Genomic DNA, 20,300 nt, shown 5'->3' with positions numbered 1-20,300 from the left:
TCAAAGCTCGCTTTTTAAATTTTATAATTACCACAATTTAAACACAAAATGAAGACACTTAAAGAGCAAACAGACGCAAAAATTGAATCAGGAAGAAAAAATAATCCTGAATTTATGAAAGGTGTTGATGACATTATAAAACAAGCTAAAGCATTTGAAGACGGAAAAAACGCACTTAAAGTAAATGCTAAAGCTCCTGAATTTAATTTACCAAATCCTAAAGGTGACCAAACCGCTTTATCAGCTTTACTAAATCAAGGTCCAGTTGTTGTTACATTTTATCGTGGTAGCTGGTGTCCTTATTGCAATTTACAACTTAGAGCGTTACAAGCTAAATTAAAGGATATTCATGCTTTAAGTGCGACTTTGGTTGCCATAAGCCCTGAAGTACCTGATGAATCGTTAACTGAAAACGAAATTAACAACATGGACTTTATTGTTTTATCTGATCAGGACGCAAAAGTGGCTTCAAATTATGGTGTAGCCTGGGAAGTTCCTGATTTTTTAATGGACCATATGCGAGTAGACAGAAACCTTGATTTGAAAAAAATCAATAATAGCAACAGTAGTGTGTTACCTATTCCTGCAACTTTTATAATAGGTCAAGATGGCTTAGTAAAGTGGAATTATGTAAACGTAGATTACAGAACACGCTCTGAACCAGAAGAAATTATTGAAGCTTTAAAAAAGCTATCATAAAATAACCTGTTTAATTTATAAAAGAAAAAGCGAACTTAAAAAGTTCGCTTTTTTTATTTTACACTAATACGTTACCGTTTTCAAAAACATAACGCTGTAGTTTTTGCAATGTTTCTAATTTATCACTAGTATTTATTAATAAGGAGATATTATTATTACTTCCACCATAAGAGATCATTCTTACATTAACATCTTGCAAAACTTGAAATAAATTTGGTGTATCGGCATGATAAATAATTGCATTACCAACTAAACACACTATACTCATATAATCATCAACCTCAACTAGAGCAAAACGCTCTAACTCTTCAACAATAGCTTTTAGATGCGTCGTATCATCGATGGTTAATGAGACAGCAATTTCAGATGTTGTAATCATATCTATTGACGTTTCATAACGCTCAAAAATCTCAAAAACTTTCTTTAAAAACCCATGAGCCAATAACATCCTTACGGACTTAATTTTTATTGCAGTTATACCATCCTTTGCTGCTATAGCTTTTATACCTTCACCATGTACTTGATTAGTTATTAATGTACCATGCGCATCTGGAGACATGGTGTTTTTTAATCGTACAGGAATATCAAAAGCACTTACTGGCATTACGGTTTGAGGATGTAATATTTTAGCTCCAAAATAAGCCAACTCTGCAGACTCATCAAAAGACAAATTAGATATGGCCTGTGTATTATCAACATATCTTGGATCGTTGTTATGAAAACCGTCTATATCAGTCCAAATCTGTACTTCTTCTGCTTTAACAACAGCTCCAATTATGGTTGCAGTATAATCACTTCCTCCACGTTGTAAATTACTTACTTCTCCTTCAGCATTTCGACAGATAAAACCTTGTGTGATATAAATTTGTGCATCAGGTTTTTCAGCAATAACTCTATCTAAATTTTGTTGAATGTAAAAATTATCTGGTTCGTTAGTTTTATCAATTCGCATAAAATCTAAAGCAGGTAATAATGTAGCATCTACATTTTCTTGTTGTAAGTAAGCGTTAAAAATATAAGTAGATAGTAATTCGCCTTGAGCGACAATTTGATTATATAGTAAGGTTGTATGAAGCTTATTTACAGAAGCTTCTAATGTATTAAACACATTACTAACGTAAACAAAAACAGATTTATAAATTTCTGGATTAGTTATTAAAGTTTTAATGGTAGTATCATAATTAGATCTAAGCGAAGTAATGATAGCCAAAGCCTGATCTAAATTACCGTTTTTGATATGGTCAGATATACTAACCAAAGTATTAGTTGTACCAGACATAGCAGATAGCACCACTATTTTTTTCTGTCCATCGTTAATAATGTTTTTAACATTAATCATGTTTTTTATTGACCCAACAGATGTACCTCCAAATTTTAATACTAACATATTATTTCTTTTTTATAACACAAAATTAGTCAGCAATACACTGACAGCCATAAAAATGAAAAAATTGTACTACTTTTGCACAAATTGTTAAATAATTAACAAAAAAACATATTTATGAAAACAATAGCCTCTTGTGTTGAAGACATCTTAATTACCCAACCTTTTTTGGAGGAAGCATTATCTAGGAGTATTATTAACTATTCTGCATTAGCAGAAGAACTTAACGCTCCGATTAGTGCTATGTTACGTAAACCTGTTAAGTCTGGAGCCATCATGATGGCATTAAGACGCTATAATACGCCCAATACGTTACGACACTCGTTAAAACTAAAAAGCACATTGCAAAAATTAGGAGACATTACTGTACGCTCTAACTTGAGTGATTTTACATTTCAAAACTCTGAAACACTAATACAGAGCCACACAAAGATTTTAGAGCAAGTCGAAACTGATAAGGATATTTTTTACGCCTTTACACGAGGTATTTATGAAAGTAATATAATAATATCAAGCTCTGAAAAAAAGTAGTTACTAAATGTTTTGCTAACGAAAATCAAATTGGATTACAAGAAAGCTTATCTGCAATAAGTGTACGCTTACCAAAGGACAACTCTAAAATATCGGGATTATACTATCAGATATTTAAGCGTTTGGCTTGGGAAAACATACCGATTTATGAAGTCGTATCTACCACAAACGAATTTACTGTTTTAGTAGAAGATCACGTGGTTGACAAAGCGTTTTCGGTTATTAAAAACCTGAAGAACTAACTATTTTTTAAGGACAACCAATTCACCTGATTCAATTGCTTTGTTATAATTTGCTTCTACTGTTTTATAAAGATTGAAAAATTTAGATTCATCTTTCATTTTTAAAACAACAGTTGTGGTATTATAATTCTGTTCTATAACTTGATCCACAACCACAACTTGATCTATAACAGCATTGTAACTTGCTAAATGACCACGTTTTACTAAAATATTTAATTTAGGAAAATCTACATATTTGTAACTTTCTGATTTAGGTGATTTAACCACTAATTGATCACCAACTTTTGGAGTGTTTTGACCAAAAGACATGAAGGTTACAACTGAAAACATTAAAGTGAAAATAAGATTTTTCATAGCTTAAATTTAAAATAAATTAATGCCACAAAATTAACAAATCAACTTAAAAAAATCAAGCTTTTTGAGTTTTCAAATTAGTTAAAATTAAACCAATACATGCAGGTAAAACCCAACCTAAACTATGTTTAGCAAATGGTATATAACCAACAATAGTAGATAATGTTTCAGATGGACTTAAAAAACCTAAAACATCGGTTATACTAAACATAAATGTTAATAATACAACAACTTTAAATACTAGTGATGAAGTATATTTATCAGGCATTGCATTTAATATAATTAACACAATAGTAATTGGATAAATAAATAACAACACTGGTAAAGCTATTATAATAATATCATTAAAATCCAATTGCCCAACCACCACTCCAAATACAGAAGCTAAAACTGCAGTAATAACATAAACGGTTTGAGAGTCATGTAATAATCCTTTAAAATAATCTGCAGCTCCTGTTACAATACCTACAGCTGTAGTAAAACAAGCTAAAGCAATCAAAACACTTAAAATACTGTAACCAAAACTACCTAAAGCTTTAGAACTAATACCTATTAATAAGTCTGCACGTTGGACATCATTACTTAGCTCGCTATTTAATTCTATTTCAGAACCGTAAAAGGCACCTACAGCAATCAATCCTGCATAAATTACAAATAATCCTAAACCAGCAACAATACCAGACTTTTTTATCAAGTCTTTTTTAGCTTCAAAAGACTGATTAGACTTTATATTAATAGAAATTATAATTACTGCGCCAACCACAACTGCTGCAATAGCATCAAAGGTTTGATAACCTTCCAAAATCCCATCTACTATTGGTGTATCAAAACTAGAATTACTAATATCCATTTGTGCATTAAACAAACCTATACCAATAACTAATAGCAATATTAAAACAATAAAAGGAGTTAAGTATTTACCTATGACATCAAGTATTTTGGAACGGTTTAAGGCAAAAACTAAAACCAAAGCAAAATAAACACTACTTGTTAAAAGCGGAGACGTCCCAAAGTTAGGATGTATAGCGATCTCATGTGTCGCTGCTGCAGTACGAGGAGAAGGTATAGCTACTGCTATAACATAAATTAATATACAATACACCAAACTAAAAAGAGGAGACACTTTTTTACCAAAATCGTACAAAGTCCCTTGTAATTTAGCATGAGCATAGATACCAATAATCGGAATTGCAACAGCAGTAATAACAAAACCTAAAGTAACCCAAAACCAATCTTCGCCAGCATTATACCCTAGCAAAGGCGGCAACAATAAATTTCCTGCCCCAAAAAAAGAGAGAACAAAGCAAAGCTTGTTATTAAAAGGTCTTTTGTATTATTCAAAATTAGTCTTGTTTAATTAGTTTTAAATCTTCAAAATCAAAGCTAAAATCTGTTATTGGAGCTATTGGTTTTAAAGTCGCGCTTACTGCTTGTCCTTTTTCATTAAAAACAAATTGCATAAAACAATCCGCATCATAACTTCTGTTATTCCATTTTACAACAAATGTGGTTGCATTATAAGGCAACAACTTCCCTTTTAATGTAGGAGATTTTTGAGACTCAATTACAAGGTCGTTTCCATTTTTTGATAAAACGACATCACCAAACCAAGCATCTTTATATGTACCTGTAATAGTAGAAAGTTTAGGTATGACATTATTGTTTTTCATTTTAGAAACTTGATTAAAAACTGCAGTTTTAATACTATCATTATATTTATACCAACCAGCATTACTCTTACCCAATTTTTCTAACCAATTACGGTTTTTGTAACCCAAATAACTATCCTTAATTGTATTAGTAATTGTTGTAAACGCTGAACCATTCATTTGATTAGTTAACACTACAATTGCCAAATCCAAATCCGGAATCATAGTAAACTGAGTCACTGTACCCAACAAACCACCTGTATGATACACTTGCTTATAACCACCTTTAACATCTGTTACAAACCATCCTAAACCATAACCTTTAAAATTAGAATTGTAACTATCGTTTTTACTAACTTTTAAAGGGGTTTGTAATTGCCAAAGCTCGTAAAATTGAGCTTCCGATAATAGACGCTCACCATTTTTAGTCACAGCATCATTCATTAAAAATTCAGCCCAAGTCAGCATATCATTGACATTACTTACAATTCCTCCTGCAGGATTAGCTGTCGGACTCCAATCATGAGGGATTTGTTTTAATTTACCATCAGCAAAAGTATGTGCTTCAATAATATTTGATTTGTCATTAACACGATTGTAGGACGCTTTACTATTTAGCATTCCGACTGGTTTCATTATTTTAGTTTCAATAAACTCTTCCCAAGACAAACCACTAACACGTTTCAAAACTTCGCCAGCGATAATAAACATATTGTTATTATAAGCAAACTGGCTTCTAAAAGAACTTTCAGCATCCAAATAACCAACATTGTTAATGACATCTTCAACCTTAAAATCTGCTTCCGGAAAAAACATTAAATCACCAGCACCAAGTCCCATTCCACTTCTATGCGTTACTAAATCCCTAACAGTAAACTGCTCTGTAACCCAAGCATCTTTTAATTTAAATTCAGGAATATGCTGCCTAACTTTATCATCCCAATTAAGTTTTCCTTGATCCACTAACATAGCTAAAGCAAAACATGTAAACCCTTTGCTATTAGAAGCCACACCAACTAAAGTATTATCATCCATAGGCTTGTTATTAGACAGTGCACGCACACCATGACCTTTGGCATACACAACTTTTCCATCTTTAATAACACCAACAGAAATACCAGGAACCTCAAAAGTTTTTAAAGTCTTTTTTATAAGTTGATCTAAATTTTGTTCTTCAATCTGAGCACTTAAAGTAAGACAACTTAGACAAGCAATAACATAAAGGATAGGTGTAAATTTCATATTTCTTTTAAAAATTAAAATGAAGGATACCAAATATAGTAAATCCATAACCAAAACCACACACTAAAATCACTACATAACCTATCTTTGTAAACTATGATTTTAAGTTATAAAGGCATATCAATTTCTTACTCAGTATATGGACAAGGTGAAACTGTGGTTTTGCTTCACGGTTTTCTAGAAAACAGTACCATGTGGACACAAACCGTTGCAACACTATCTAAAACCAATCAAGTAATTACCATAGATTTATTAGGTCATGGCTTAACAGATTGTCTAGGCTATGTTCACACAATGTCAAATTTTGCAGATACAGTAGATGCTGTTTTACTACATTTAAATATTAAAACCTCAACAATTATTGGGCATTCTCTAGGCGGATATGTTGCTTTGGCTTTCGCCGAAAAAAAGCCTGGCGCAATAAAAGGTCTGTGTTTATTAAACTCAACTCCGTTTGCAGATAGCCAAGACCGTATCAAACTAAGAAACAGAGCCATTCAAGTTGCAAAAACAAATTACCAAAACCTTGTTAGCATGTCAATCAGTAATTTATTTTACGAAAGCAACCGACAGAAATTTGAAAAAAAGATTGAAATACTTAAAAACGAAGCCTTAAAAACACCAGTTCAAGGCTATGTTGCCACACAAGAAGGCATGAAAATTAGGACGGATAAAACAACAGTTTTCTCTAAGCTAAACTGCAAAAAATTAATCATTGCAGGTACAAATGATCCTATTTTATCACCCAAAGACTTATCCAAATTAAAGAAAATGAATGATTTAGATATTGTGCTTTTAGATGGTGGTCACATGCTATATATCGAAAATAAAGATGAATTCCTACAAAAAATAGTGCATTTCATCGAATAATTAAAACTTTTAGTCGTTTATTCAAAAATAAGTTCATAGATTAGAGCATCCCTATTAGTCAGACTTTTAACCACATACAAAAACTGACCAAAACTAATTATGAATCTAGTACAAACCAAGCCAACAAAAAAAGGAAAGTTATACTGCTCTATCTTTGGACACAACTTTCTAGTAAGCAAACAAATTACGTATCACGTTAACGAGTACCAATGTAGCCATTGCAAAAAAGAAATGACCACTGATAGCAGAGGTCAATTAACAGCAATGACACCTAAATACAAAGAGATTAACTCTGTTTTAGAACGCATACATCAAAACAAATTAGTACGTTACGCCAAGCAACAGGATACAGAAGTTTTAAAAATGACGTCTTAGTCTTTGTCAAAACTATTCCAACCTTGTGCTGTAAGTTCAATTTTTTGCTCACCTCTAGTAACTAGATGTGCGCCAGAAGCTGCTTCTGTTATAAAACCAATAACAGTTAAGTTTGGATTTGCTTTAATCTTAGGGTAATCTTCTTGAGATATTGTCATCAATAACTCATAATCTTCTCCTCCACTTAAAGCAATTGTAGTACTATCCATATTAAACTCTTCAGCAGTAGAAATCACCTGAGGATCTAATGGTAGTTTGTTTTCATATAAATCACAACCTACCTTACTTGCTTTACATAAATGTAAAATCTCAGAAGACAAACCATCACTTATATCAACCATAGAAGTTGGTTTAACTTCCAACTCATGCAGTAATTTTACCACATCTTTACGTGCTTCAGGCTTTAATTGACGCTCAATAATATATGTATAAGCGTCTAAATCTGGTTGACTATTAGGATTGACTTTATAGACTTCTTTTTCACGCTCTAATACTTGTAATCCTAAATAAGCTCCTCCTAAATCACCAGAAACAACTAACAAATCGTTAGGTTTTGCTCCACTTCGATACACTTCATTATCTTTATCAACTTGACCAATTGCTGTTACAGATATAATTAAACCAGATGTTGAAGAGGTAGTATCTCCTCCTACTAAATCTACATTATACAATTCACAAGCAGTTTGTATTCCAGCATATAACTCTTCTATAGCCTCTAAAGGAAAACGGTTTGACACAGCAATAGACACTGTTATTTGTGATGCTTCAGCATTCATAGCATAAACATCAGATAGATTGACAATTACAGCTTTATAACCTAAATGCTTTAATGGCATGTAACTTAAATCAAAGTGAACACCTTCAACTAAAAAATCTGTAGTAACAACCACTCGTTTATTGTCAAATTCCAAAACAGCAGCATCATCTCCAATAGTTTTAATTGTAGACTTTTGCTTGATTTCAAAATTTTTAGACAAATGGTCTATCAAACCAAATTCTCCTAATTGACTTAAGTCTGTACGTTGTTGATTTTTATCTTCTATCATACTGCAAAAATACTAAGCTTAATTTAATAGATAAGCTAAATACATTTAAATTGTTAGTTTTTTAACCATTCTACGTTATACTTATTATAAATTAAGCATTTTAACACGTAAAAAATGTAAATTATCGTTAATTCTGCTAAATTTGTTACTAATCTTTAAGAATAATTTAACCCAAAATCGATGCTGAAAAAACTACTAATTGTGACTTCTATTTTTATAGGTCAATTAACACTAGCACAAAACCCTTGTGTTAATGGGTTTGTTACACATACACTTAACGGTATTGACACTACCTATCCTTGTGATGGTTACGATTTACTATCACGTGTTCCTATTGCAACCCTAGCAACAACTTTAGGTAATGAAGAAGGAAGCGATGTTTGGGGTTGGACAGACCCACTTAATGGTAAAGAGTACGCAATTGTTGGCACAACTAACAGTACTGCTTTTGTAGATATAAGCGACCCAATTGATCCTGTTTTTTTAGGACGAATTGAAACCTCTAATGGCAACACATCATTTTGGAGAGATGTAAAGGTATACAACAATCATGCTTTTATAGTTGCAGATGGCGTTGGGAGTCATGGAATGCAAATATTTGATTTAACCAATTTACGAACTGGACCAAATGACGATTTAACTTACACCAGTGACCCTTTAGATGGTAACGTGAGTGTTTTTTATGGAGATAACGGAATTACAATTGGTAGCTGTCATAATATAGTTATTAATGAAAATGAAGGCGTTGCCTATTTAGTAGGTTGTGGCGGAGCAGCCAGTGGTGGACCTGTTTTTGTAGACATTACAAACCCACAATCACCTACTATTTCGGGAAGCTATTCTGGCAAAGGCTACACACATGACGCACAAGTAATCACCTACAACGGAACAGACAACAATGCCTCAAGCCCAACAGTTACTGGTGTATCAAGTTACATAGGCAGACAAATATTATTAGCAAGCAATGGAGGATCAAATGACCGAGTGGTAATTTTAGACGTAACAGACAAATCAAATCCTCAATTTATATCAGAAATCACGTATCCAAATCCTGGCTATGCACATCAAGGTTGGTTTACAGATGATCATAGATATTTTATTTTTGGAGATGAAACTGATGAGCAAAATTTTGGTTTTGGAACCAGAACTTTTGTATTTGACTTATTAGATCTAGACAATCCAGTATTAGCTACAACTTACGAATCTTCATTGGCTGCAATTGACCACAATGGCTATGTAAAAGGAGATAAATTCTACTTAGCAAACTACAGAGCTGGATTACGCGTATTAGACGTTCCTACGCTTATCACTTCAAACAATTCAAATTCTGAAATTGCGTATTTTGACACCTATCCTTCCAGTAATAGCGCTAATTTTAATGGTGCATGGAGTACATATCCTTATTTTGAAAGTGGCAATATAATAATAAGTGATATTGAAGGCGGTTTGTTTATAGTTAGACCTAGCGATACACCTTTAAGCACTCCAGAGTTTTCCATAAAAAACTCTTTTTCTTTAGTACCAAACCCTGCAAATTCTAGCACTACCATAAACACCAGTAAAACACAAAAAATAAAAACTATTGAAGTTTACAGCGTGATAGGCAAAAAGGTTTATTTCAAGGACAATATTGACCAAAACAGCTTCGTTTTAAACACAGATCATTTAGCTAACGGAATATACCTTGTTAAGATAAATAGTACAACAACAAAAAAATTAGTAGTTAAAAAGTAATATTTTAAATTATGAGTTACTAAAATGTAATTGATTAAAATGAACAAATTAAAACTAACAATTACCACTGTACTATCATTAACTTTATTAAGCATATTCTCATGTCAAAACGAAACTTTGCCAACACAAAATTTGTCACCCAACAATATTTCGGCAGGTATAGTAAATAATGTAACCACTTTAGGAGGTACTAAAAATGAAAGTGGACAAAGTGTAAAAAAGACATCAGATGGAGGCTTTGTAATTTTAGGATTTACACAATCCATGGATGGAGATGTAACCACAAAAAACAACGAAAGCTATGATGTTTGGGTTTTAAAATACAATCAAGATATTCAACTGGAATGGTCTAAAACGTTTGGTGGAACTAACGACGAAAGAGGAAATGATATCATCCAAACTCAAGATGGTGGTTACGCTATTATTGGACACACTTACAGTAATGACGGAGATGTTTCCAATAACAATGGTCAAGAAGATTTTTGGGTAATAAAATTAGACAATCAAGGTCAACTACAATGGGAAAAAACATTTGGATATTCTGGTATTGATACAGGATTATCCATACTTCAAACTAATGATAGCGGTTATTTTATAACTGGTATTTTAGACGTTACAGCTTCAGGAGGAGAAGGCAACTCTAGAAACAGCCAAACACTTCATGCTGGAGGAGATTACTGGGCTTTAAAACTTAACCCTTCTGGAGAAGTACAATGGAGCAAATATTATGGTGGATTGTTTACAGATAGCGCTTTTGATGCCATTCAAACTAATGACAATAACTTCATTATAGTTGGATCATCGGACAGTGATGACACAGACATTAGTAACAATAAAGGGTCTTACGATTTTTGGATTGTAAAAATCTCCAACACAGGAACTTTATTATGGGAAAAATCATTTGGATCAACCGAAATTGATGAAGCCAGAGCTATAATAACCTCTCAGGACGGTAATTATTTTATTCTAGGTGACACTCGTGGTCAAGATACAGATGTTACCAATAACTTTGGTGCTGCAGATGTATGGATGATTAAAATTTCGCCTGCAGGCGAAATACTTTCTGAAAAATCGTATGGAGGAGAAGATTTTGATGTTGGTCGTGCAATTGCGAACACTAATGATAATGGTTTTGTAATTAGCGGAAGCTCAAGAAGCGCTTCAGGAAACCTAACATCCAACAATGGTCAAAATGATGCATGGATCTTTAAATTAGACCAAGCAGGTCAATTAATATGGCAACAAGCAATAGGTGGCTCAAATGTCGATTTTGCTTATGCAGTAACTCAACTCTCTAATGGTACAATTATAGCTGTTGGAGAATCAAGCAGCAATGATTTAGATATAAACGAAAACAAAGGATTTACAGACTTACTTTTAATAGAAATAAAATAATGAAAAAAATAACAACACTTTTAATACTAGCAATAACCTTATTTACTTGTAATGAAGACAACGACGACAATACAGAGATAACACCTAAAGTAAGCTTTGTATTTAATCATTACTGGGATGACACGACAATTAACAACTCAAACTTACAAACGGAAACAGTAACAAATGCTAATGGAGAGGTTATCAACATTGAACGTTTAAGATACTTAACCTCACACTTTGAACTAACCAATACCAACAACGAGACTTATACTTTTGAAGGTTATAAATTTACAGATTTAGAAATAGAAGACAGTTATAATTTCACACCAGAAAACAACACCATTCCTTCCGGAACTTACACCTTAAAATTTGTTTGGGGTTTTAATGAAACAGATAATATCGATGGTGCTTACCCTGACTTAAACACAGCCTCATGGAATTGGCCAGAAATGCTTGGTTCAGGCTATCACTTTTTACAATTTGATGGCCTGTATAACGTTGACACATCAACCCCTTCACCTTTTAATTTTCACAACGGAACAGCAAGAGTCAGCGAAGGTGTATTTGAGCAAAATTTTGCTGAAATAACTTTTAATACTCCAATAACAATTAACAGCGACAGTGTTATAAATGTAAATATGAATATTGCCGAGTTATTTACTAATCCAAATACTTGGGATTTAAACGTTTTAGATACTTCATTAATGCCAAATTACGACGCTCAAAAAATGATGCAACAAAATATTATGAGTGTTTTTAACTTAGGCGAAATAACTCAATAATTATGAAAAATTGGTACATCTTCATTCTTTTTATGGTTGTTATTACTGGATGCTCTTCAGAATCAACAACGCAAGAAGAAGATTACATACCAATACCTTATCAATTAGAAATACCTTCACTATTCTTAGAAAAACTAATAGACCCAAGAATCCCTATTAATAATAAACTCACTGTTGAAGGTGTAAATTTAGGTAAGCGTTTATTTTTTGACAATATTTTATCTGTAGATGACACTAAAGCATGTGCTAGTTGCCATTTACCACAAAATGCTTTTTCTGACCCAAATCAATTCAGCCAAGGCGTAACAACTACACTAGGTACCAGAAACAGCATGCCTTTATTTAATTTGGCATGGAATTTTGATGACAAATACTTTTGGGATGGACATGCCTTAGGCTTAGAAAATCAAGCATTAGAACCAGTTACTGAAACCAACGAACTTGGTAATGATAGTTGGGAACCTGTAGAAGCTAAACTTAATAGTCATGAGCAATACCCTAAGCTTTTTAAACAAGCATTTGGCACTTCTATTATTACAAAACAATTGGTTGCTAAAGCAATTGCACAATTCGAGCGTACTTTAATTTCAGGAAACTCAAAATTTGATCAATTTTCTAATGGCGAAATTTCATTAACACCTCAAGAACAAAACGGATTAAATATTTTTATGAATGAAGACAAAGGTGATTGTTTCCATTGTCATGGAAATCCAAACAATCCGTTATGGACAGACAACCAATTTCATAACAATGGTTTAGACGCAACATTTTCTGATTTAGGATTAGGTTTAATATCAGGAAACCCAAACGACAACGGAAAATTTAGATCACCTTCACTTCGTAACTTAGCTTATACTGCTCCATATATGCACGATGGTAGATTTAGTACTTTAGAAGAAGTGATTGAGCATTACAGCACTGGATTACAATACTCTGATACCATTGATCCTTTAATGAAGAAAGTAAACCAAGGTGGTGTGCAATTAACTACTGAAGACAAAGCCGATCTTAAGGCATTCTTACTTACTTTATCAGATCCTACCTTTATAAATAATCCGGACTTTATTCAACAATAAGAAAAATCAATAAAACCATATACTAATATAATGTTAGTTGATAAGGAAAAAAGCGACTGATGTTGTATCTTTGCAAGACGTTTAGATAAAATCTAATAAACAGGTATGATAAAAGTTTCTGACACAGCTAAAAAGAAAGTCATCGAGCTGATGAATGATGATGACTTCAACCCAAACACAGACTATGTTCGCGTAGGTGTTAAAAGTGGTGGTTGTTCTGGTTTGTCTTATGATTTAAAATTTGACAAAACCAAAGCAGACGACGATAAAGTGTTTGAAGACAATAACATAAAAATTATTGTAGACAAAAAGAGTTTTCTGTATCTAATTGGTACAACTCTAGAATATTCAGGAGGATTAAATGGAACAGGTTTCGTGTTTAATAACCCTAACGCTAACCGTACTTGTGGTTGCGGAGAATCTTTTTCACTATAATTAAACTTAAAGACAAAATATGTCAAAGTATACAGAGGACGACCTTAGAGAAGAATTAAAAACCAAAGAATATGAATACGGTTTTTTTACAGATATAGAATCTGAAACGTTTCCTATTGGTTTAAATGAAGATATTGTTCGTGCTATTTCTTTAAAAAAAGAAGAGCCAGAATGGATGACAGAATGGAGACTTGAAGCCTTCAAGGTTTGGAAAGCAATGGAAGAGCCAGATTGGGCTAATGTAAATTATAAAAAACCAGACTTTCAGTCTATAGCCTATTATTCTGCTCCAAAAGCAGTTGATCCTAACAAAACATTAGACGATGTAGATCCTGATTTACTAGCGATGTACAAAAAATTAGGAATCTCTGTTGATGAGCAAAAGAAAATGAATAACATAGCAATGGATATTGTTGTCGATTCAGTTTCTGTTGCAACAACCTTTAAAAAAACGCTTTCTGAAAAGGGAATCATATTTATGAGTATTTCTGAAGCGATTAAAGAACATCCAGAATTAGTCAAAAAATATATTGGTACCATTGTACCAACAACAGATAATTTTTATGCAGCTTTAAACAGTGCTGTATTTAGTGATGGATCATTCTGTTATATTCCAAAAGGCGTTAAATGTCCTATGGAATTATCTACTTATTTCAGAATTAATCAAGGTGGTACTGGACAATTTGAACGTACTTTACTTATTGCAGATGAAGGTAGCTACGTATCATACCTAGAAGGTTGTACAGCTCCAAGTCGTGACGAAAACCAATTACACGCAGCTGTTGTAGAGCTTATAGCTTTAGATGATGCTGAAATTAAATATAGTACAGTACAAAACTGGTTTCCTGGAACTGCTGAAGGTAAAGGTGGTGTTTATAACTTTGTAACTAAACGTGGTTTATGCGAGAAAAACGCTAAAATCTCTTGGACACAAGTAGAAACAGGTAGTGCAGTAACTTGGAAGTATCCAAGTTGTATCTTAAAAGGAGATAACTCTATTGGAGAATTTTATTCGATAGCAGTAACAAATAACTACCAACAAGCAGATACTGGTACAAAAATGATTCACTTAGGAAAAAACACTAAGTCTACTATCATTTCTAAAGGAATTTCTGCAGGAAAATCTCAAAACTCATATCGTGGTTTAGTACATATAGGTAGTCGGGCTACTAATGCTAGAAACTTTTCACAATGTGATAGTTTATTAATGGGTAACGAGTGTGGTGCACATACCTTCCCTTACATTGAAGCTAAAAACAAATCTGCACAAATAGAACACGAAGCAACTACAAGTAAAATTGGAGAAGACCAAATATTTTACTGTAACCAACGTGGTATTGATACAGAAAAAGCTATTGCTTTAATCGTAAACGGTTTTAGTAAAGATGTCTTAAACAAACTACCAATGGAGTTTGCGGTTGAGGCTCAAAAATTATTAGAAATATCTCTAGAAGGATCTGTAGGTTAAACAGCTTTAATTATACAATGAAAAAATTACTCATACTATTAACTTTAGCAATAACATTTACAGCTTGTAAAGACTCTAAAAAAAGTTTAGAAAGCAACAGTGAAGTTACTGTAAAACAAACTGAACCAATTCAACTATTTGTATTTGATGGAGGTACAGTACAAGTTAATGCGTTAGAGATTTTTTCGGAGGACGATTTATATAAAGGTGAAAGCAAAACCTTTGCAGACATGTTTTTTGTAATCAAACATCCAGAAGGCAACTTACTTTGGGATGCTGGATTGTCAGAAAGATATATTGGAAGAGCACCATTTACAACACCAAATGGAGCGTTTACTTTATCAAGACAAAAAGGGCTTGACGAGCAACTTAAAACCATTGGTTTAACAACTGAGGATTTTAAATACATTGCTTTATCGCACACCCATTTTGACCATTCTGGATCAGCTTCAAAATTATCTCATGCAACTTGGTTAGTACAACAACTAGAATATGATTTTGTAACTAGTGACGCACAACAAAAAGAAGCACCTGATAATTATAATGCTATTAAAGACTTAAAAAACATCAAAAAAATCAATGGAGACTTTGATGTCTTTAATGATGGAAAAGTAATTATCAAATCAACTCCAGGACACACTCCAGGACATCAATCCTTATACTTAGAATTGGAACAAGAAGGTCCAATTTTATTAACAGGAGATTTATATCATTTTGAAGAAAATAGATCAAACAAAATAGTACCAAGCTTTAACCACAGTTCTGAAAACACAAAGCAATCAATGAAAGCTTTTGAAGCTTTCGCTGAAAACAAAAAAGCAAGAGTTATTATTCAGCACTCCATTAAAGATTTTAATAGTCTAAACCACGCACCAGAACCAATCCAATAGTTAATCATGAAAAAAGCAATTATTGTAGTATTACTCATAACATTTATAAGCTGTAAAACAGACAATGGAAAACAATACATAGGTGATTTTGTTTACTATGCTGATGCAGCAGTGTTTCAATCTGGTAATGACATACATGGTGTTGTATTAAATGATCAAGCAAAACAATTAGCTAAACAAGCCGAAGCTTTTCAAAAAGAACCAACAGACATGGTTAAAATTGAAGTCTTAGGAGAGTTAATTCCTAAAGATGAAAATGAGGAAGGTTGGCCATATAAGCTAAAAATAAATAAAGTTATAAGCGTTAGCGCTTTAAAAGAAAATAAAAACGACGTTATCAAACTAGGAAAATAAATAGTATGTTAAAGATAAACAACCTACACGCAAGTGTTGAAGACAAATCGATATTAAAAGGAATAAACCTTGAAGTAAAAGCTGGAGAAGTACACGCTATAATGGGACCAAACGGTTCTGGAAAAAGTACTTTAGCTTCAGTTATTGCAGGTAAAGAAGAATATGAAGTAACCGATGGTAACATCCTTTTAGAAGGTGAAGATATTGAAGAGTTAGCTGCTGAAGAGCGTGCACATAAAGGTGTGTTTTTATCGTTTCAATATCCAGTAGAAATTCCAGGAGTTAGTGTTACTAACTTTATGAAAACTGCTATCAACGAAACCAGAAAAGCAAAAGGTCTTGAAGATATGCCTGCTAAAGAAATGCTTCAATTAATTCGTGAAAAATCAGAACTTTTAGAAATTGATCGTAAATTTTTATCTAGATCTTTAAACGAAGGATTTTCTGGAGGAGAAAAAACGTAACGAAATTTTTCAAATGGCAATGTTAGAGCCAAAATTAGCAATTCTTGATGAGACTGATTCTGGTTTAGATATTGATGCTTTACGTATTGTTGCTAATGGTGTAAACAAACTAAAAAACAAGGACAATGGTGTGATCGTTATTACGCACTACCAACGTTTATTAGACTACATCGTACCAGATTTTGTACATGTCTTATACAATGGTAAAATTGTAAAATCAGGTGGTAAAGAACTAGCGCATGAGCTAGAAGAAAAAGGTTACGACTGGATTAAAGAAGAGGTTGACGCTTAAATAGTAAACAGTTAAATTAAAACTATATGTTTTGATTTCTGAAAACTTAAATAATAAAATTAAAACAGTAATTGTTCAGGTTTAAAGTTTAAATACTTTAAACTTAAACTACAAACTGAAGACTTAAAATATGAGTTTAAAAGAAAAATTAGTATCGTCTTTTATAGCATTCGAAAATCAAAACGATATCGATAGCAAAGTACATGATATTAGAAGTGAAGCTATTAAAACTTTTGAAGCGGAAGGGTTTCCTACAAAAAAGGACGAAGCTTGGAAATACACATCACTTAATAGTGTTTTAAAACATGATTATAGCGTGTTTCCAAATCAAGATAGCGCATTAGAATACAATGAAATTAAAAAATATTTTATCGATGACATAGACACATATAAAATTGTGTTTATTGATGGTAAATATTCTTCACATTTATCAGAAACAACTCATGATGGTATTGATGTTTGCTTAATGTCTTCAGCATTAACAAAACCAAAATATCAATTAATAATTGAAAACTACTTTAATAGTGTAGCAACTAAAGACGGTATTTCATCTTTAAATACTGCTTTTGCAAAGGAAGGTGCTTATATTCATATTCCTAAAAATAAGGTTGTTGCAAAACCAATACAAATTGTACATTTTTCAACTGGTAATGAAGCTGCTTTAATGCTACAACCACGTAACTTAATTGTTGTCGATGAAAATTCACATGTACAAATCATAGAACGCCACCAAAGTTTGACAGATAATCCAGTTTTAACAAACTCGGTTACAGAAATAGTGGCAAACAAACGTGCTATTGTGGATTACTACAAAGTACAAAATGACAATAAAAATGCTTCACTTATTGACAACACTTTTGTTGAGCAGAAGCGTGAAACTCATGTTTCTGTACATACCTTTAGTTTTGGAGGAAAGTTAACACGTAACAACCTTAACTTTTATCAAAACGGAGAGTACATGGACTCAACACTAAATGGTATTACCATTATTGGAGACAAACAACATGTAGATCACAATACTTTAGTACATCATATTGAGCCAAATTGTGAAAGTCACCAAGACTACAAAGGGATTTTTAATGATAGCGCAACTGGTGTATTTAATGGAAAAGTTATCGTTAATAAAGAAGCGCAAAAGACAAATGCATTTCAGTCTAACAACAATATACTTTTAAGCGATAAAGCAACTATAAACTCTAAACCTCAACTTGAAATTTTTGCAGATGATGTAAAATGTTCTCATGGTTGTACTATTGGACAATTAGATGAAAGCGCTTTATTTTACATGAAATCTAGAGGTATTCCAGAAAAGGAAGCTAGAGGATTATTAATGTATGCTTTTAGTAACAATGTTTTAAAATCGGTTAAAATTCCAGAATTAAAACAACGTATAACAAAACTAATCGCTACTAAATTAAATGTTAACATAGGATTTGATTTATAAAATCTATGGATTTATTAAGCATCTCCACTAAAACTTACCTTAAGATAATTGGTATCTGTTTAGCTATAGCTTTACTAGCTGGCACGACATACTATTTTACTAAAGGCGGTTTTTTTGATGGTATTTTATTAACTTTTGTTGGGTTGTCATTAACCTACTTGATAATTATACTTTCTATACTTATATTTAAAACAGTTACTAACGTTATAGCCAAAGATATTATCAAAGTGACACATGTTATTATTGCTTTTTTGGTTACTGTAGCATTTGCTGCTTATACTTTTGTAACACTTTTTAATACCATTGCTTCAGAGTTTAAACTATAAATTATGATTGACATTAACAAAATACGAAAAGATTTCCCGATACTTAATAGACAAGTAAATGGCAAACCATTAGTGTATTTTGATAATGCAGCAACATCGCAAACACCTCAGCAAGTTATTGATATAATAGTAGATTATTACAGTAATTACAATGCTAACATACACAGAGGTGTACACGCATTAAGTCAAGAAGCAACAGATAAATATGAAGCTGCAAGACATACCATTCAAAAGCATTTTAATGCAAAACAGGCTTATGAAGTAATTTTTACTTCTGGGACAACACATAGTATCAATTTAGTTGCAAATGGCTTTGCTTCCATATTAAAAAAAGGAGACCAATTAATTGTGTCTGCACTAGAGCATCACAGTAACATTGTCCCTTGGCAAATGCTTTGTGAAAAAACTGGAGCAATCCTTAAAGTAATACAAATGACTCCTAAAGGAGAATTAGATATGGAGGCTTATGATGTCTTACTAAATGACAAGACTAAATTGGTCTTTGTTAATCATATCTCAAATGCATTAGGAACCATTAATCCAATAAAAGCTATCATTGATAAAGCGCACAAATTTGGTGCAGCAGTATTAATTGATGGTGCTCAAGCTAGTCCACATATCAAACCTGATGTGCAAGCATTGGATGTTGACTTTTATGTGACTTCTGCCCATAAAATCTGCGGACCAACAGGTGTTGGAATGCTTTATGGTAAAGAAGAATGGCTTAATAAAATGCAACCGTATCAAGGTGGTGGAGAAATGATTGATCAAGTCACTTTTGAAAAAACAACTTACGCTGGATTACCACATAAATTTGAAGCAGGTACACCTAATATTTGTGGTGGAATTGCTTTTGGAGCAGCTCTAGATTACATGAATGCTATAGGTTTTGATAACATTTCAGAATATGAACATGAATTGCTAGACTACGGAACCAAACAATTACAAGATATTGAAGGTCTAAAAATTTATGGTACATCTACAAACAAAACCTCAGTAATCTCTTTTAATTTAGAAGGTATTCATCCTTATGATGTAGGAACATTGTTGGACAAAATGGGTATTGCAGTGCGTACAGGACACCATTGTGCGCAACCAATTATGGATTACTTTAAAATACCAGGAACTGTAAGAGCTTCGTTTGCATTTTATAATACCAAAGAAGAAATTGATGCATTAGTACAAGGTGTCAAAAAAGCAAAAATGATGTTATCGTAATAACTTTGGCTTCTTTTTGTAATATTATTGTCAAATACCAAAATATTA

The 20,300-nt window shown here is 32.5% G+C and carries 20 protein-coding genes and 1 pseudogene; 16 read left to right on the top strand and 5 right to left on the bottom strand.

Annotated features, from left to right (window positions below):
* Positions 1-48 precede the first annotated feature (48 nt).
* Positions 49-699 (top strand): peroxiredoxin-like family protein, encoded by a 651-nt coding sequence (locus AC0L4B_RS05055; protein ID WP_473438823.1) that lies wholly within the window; start codon positions 49-51, stop codon positions 697-699.
* A 58-nt stretch (positions 700-757) separates the two neighbouring features.
* On the opposite strand, the gene AC0L4B_RS05050 is transcribed toward AC0L4B_RS05055, so the two are convergent.
* On the bottom strand, positions 758-2,086 hold the full coding sequence (locus AC0L4B_RS05050) for an aspartate kinase (RefSeq protein WP_473438822.1): 1,329 nt from the start codon (positions 2,084-2,086) through the stop codon (positions 758-760).
* Positions 2,087-2,200: 114 nt separating this feature from the next.
* On the opposite strand from AC0L4B_RS05050, the gene AC0L4B_RS05045 reads away from it, so the two are divergent.
* Positions 2,201-2,614, top strand: a complete 414-nt coding sequence (locus tag AC0L4B_RS05045; RefSeq protein WP_473438821.1) for a hypothetical protein — start codon at positions 2,201-2,203, stop codon at positions 2,612-2,614.
* A gap of 242 nt (positions 2,615-2,856) precedes the next feature.
* Here AC0L4B_RS05045 and AC0L4B_RS05040 read toward each other — a convergent pair whose 3' ends face one another.
* The 3 genes from AC0L4B_RS05040 to AC0L4B_RS05030 form a co-directional block, all read right to left on the bottom strand.
* The gene (locus AC0L4B_RS05040; RefSeq protein WP_473438820.1) at positions 2,857-3,210 is read right to left on the bottom strand and encodes a hypothetical protein; all 354 of its coding nucleotides are present in this window, start codon (positions 3,208-3,210) and stop codon (positions 2,857-2,859) included.
* Between the two features lie 55 nt (positions 3,211-3,265).
* Positions 3,266-4,477, bottom strand: coding sequence for a branched-chain amino acid transport system II carrier protein (locus AC0L4B_RS05035; protein ID WP_473438819.1), 1,212 nt, complete (start codon positions 4,475-4,477; stop codon positions 3,266-3,268).
* 76 nt (positions 4,478-4,553) lie between these two features.
* A complete protein-coding gene (locus AC0L4B_RS05030) occupies positions 4,554-6,101 on the bottom strand; it encodes a serine hydrolase (RefSeq protein WP_473438818.1) in 1,548 nt (515 codons plus the stop codon).
* 96 nt (positions 6,102-6,197) lie between these two features.
* Here AC0L4B_RS05030 and AC0L4B_RS05025 point away from each other — a divergent pair, with 96 nt between their 5' ends.
* Together AC0L4B_RS05025 and AC0L4B_RS05020 are read left to right on the top strand one after the other, a co-directional pair.
* Positions 6,198-6,971, top strand: coding sequence for an alpha/beta fold hydrolase (locus tag AC0L4B_RS05025; protein WP_473438817.1), 774 nt, complete (start codon positions 6,198-6,200; stop codon positions 6,969-6,971).
* A gap of 99 nt (positions 6,972-7,070) precedes the next feature.
* Complete coding sequence (locus tag AC0L4B_RS05020) at positions 7,071-7,346, top strand: hypothetical protein (RefSeq protein ID WP_473438816.1); 276 nt, start codon at positions 7,071-7,073, stop codon at positions 7,344-7,346.
* On the opposite strand, the gene thiL is transcribed toward AC0L4B_RS05020, so the two are convergent.
* Entirely contained in the window at positions 7,343-8,392 is a 1,050-nt protein-coding gene (gene thiL / locus AC0L4B_RS05015; RefSeq protein WP_473438815.1) for a thiamine-phosphate kinase, read from the bottom strand. The two genes, AC0L4B_RS05020 and thiL, sit on opposite strands and share 4 nt — an antisense overlap.
* A 201-nt stretch (positions 8,393-8,593) precedes the next feature.
* Here thiL and AC0L4B_RS05010 point away from each other — a divergent pair, with 201 nt between their 5' ends.
* From AC0L4B_RS05010 to AC0L4B_RS04955, 12 genes and pseudogenes are all read left to right on the top strand, one after another.
* On the top strand, positions 8,594-10,126 hold the full coding sequence (locus AC0L4B_RS05010) for a choice-of-anchor B family protein (RefSeq protein WP_473438814.1): 1,533 nt from the start codon (positions 8,594-8,596) through the stop codon (positions 10,124-10,126).
* Between the two features lie 39 nt (positions 10,127-10,165).
* Positions 10,166-11,521 carry a hypothetical protein gene (locus tag AC0L4B_RS05005; protein ID WP_473438813.1) on the top strand — a complete coding sequence of 452 codons (1,356 nt, stop codon included), beginning with the start codon at positions 10,166-10,168 and terminating at the stop codon, positions 11,519-11,521.
* A complete protein-coding gene (locus tag AC0L4B_RS05000) occupies positions 11,521-12,285 on the top strand; it encodes an MbnP family protein (protein ID WP_473438812.1) in 765 nt (254 codons plus the stop codon). Before AC0L4B_RS05005 ends, AC0L4B_RS05000 begins: the two co-directional genes overlap by 1 nt.
* A gap of 2 nt (positions 12,286-12,287) precedes the next feature.
* Positions 12,288-13,361 (top strand): cytochrome-c peroxidase, encoded by a 1,074-nt coding sequence (locus AC0L4B_RS04995; protein WP_473438811.1) that lies wholly within the window; start codon positions 12,288-12,290, stop codon positions 13,359-13,361.
* Positions 13,362-13,466: 105 nt separating this feature from the next.
* On the top strand, positions 13,467-13,796 hold the full coding sequence (locus tag AC0L4B_RS04990) for a HesB/IscA family protein (RefSeq protein ID WP_028290252.1): 330 nt from the start codon (positions 13,467-13,469) through the stop codon (positions 13,794-13,796).
* A 19-nt stretch (positions 13,797-13,815) separates the two neighbouring features.
* A complete protein-coding gene (sufB, locus tag AC0L4B_RS04985; RefSeq protein WP_028608171.1) occupies positions 13,816-15,264 on the top strand; it encodes a Fe-S cluster assembly protein SufB in 1,449 nt (482 codons plus the stop codon).
* A gap of 17 nt (positions 15,265-15,281) precedes the next feature.
* Positions 15,282-16,154: a quorum-quenching N-acyl-homoserine lactonase MzmL gene (gene mzmL, locus AC0L4B_RS04980; protein WP_473438810.1), complete on the top strand. Its 873-nt coding sequence runs from the start codon at positions 15,282-15,284 to the stop codon at positions 16,152-16,154.
* Between the two features lie 6 nt (positions 16,155-16,160).
* Entirely contained in the window at positions 16,161-16,508 is a 348-nt protein-coding gene (locus AC0L4B_RS04975; protein WP_473438809.1) for a hypothetical protein, read from the top strand.
* A 5-nt stretch (positions 16,509-16,513) separates the two neighbouring features.
* Positions 16,514-17,264: pseudogene (gene sufC / locus AC0L4B_RS04970) on the top strand (Fe-S cluster assembly ATPase SufC).
* Between the two features lie 130 nt (positions 17,265-17,394).
* A complete protein-coding gene (gene sufD, locus AC0L4B_RS04965; protein ID WP_473438808.1) occupies positions 17,395-18,708 on the top strand; it encodes a Fe-S cluster assembly protein SufD in 1,314 nt (437 codons plus the stop codon).
* Between the two features lie 5 nt (positions 18,709-18,713).
* On the top strand, positions 18,714-19,034 hold the full coding sequence (locus AC0L4B_RS04960; protein WP_473438807.1) for a hypothetical protein: 321 nt from the start codon (positions 18,714-18,716) through the stop codon (positions 19,032-19,034).
* Between the two features lie 3 nt (positions 19,035-19,037).
* Positions 19,038-20,252, top strand: coding sequence for an aminotransferase class V-fold PLP-dependent enzyme (locus AC0L4B_RS04955; protein WP_473438806.1), 1,215 nt, complete (start codon positions 19,038-19,040; stop codon positions 20,250-20,252).
* Positions 20,253-20,300 lie beyond the last annotated feature (48 nt).

It is taken from the genome of Olleya sp. NP1-10 (assembly GCF_055804415.1).
The sequence above is the reverse complement of the archived record's forward strand: the minus strand, read 5'-3'. Positions and strand labels throughout refer to the sequence as shown.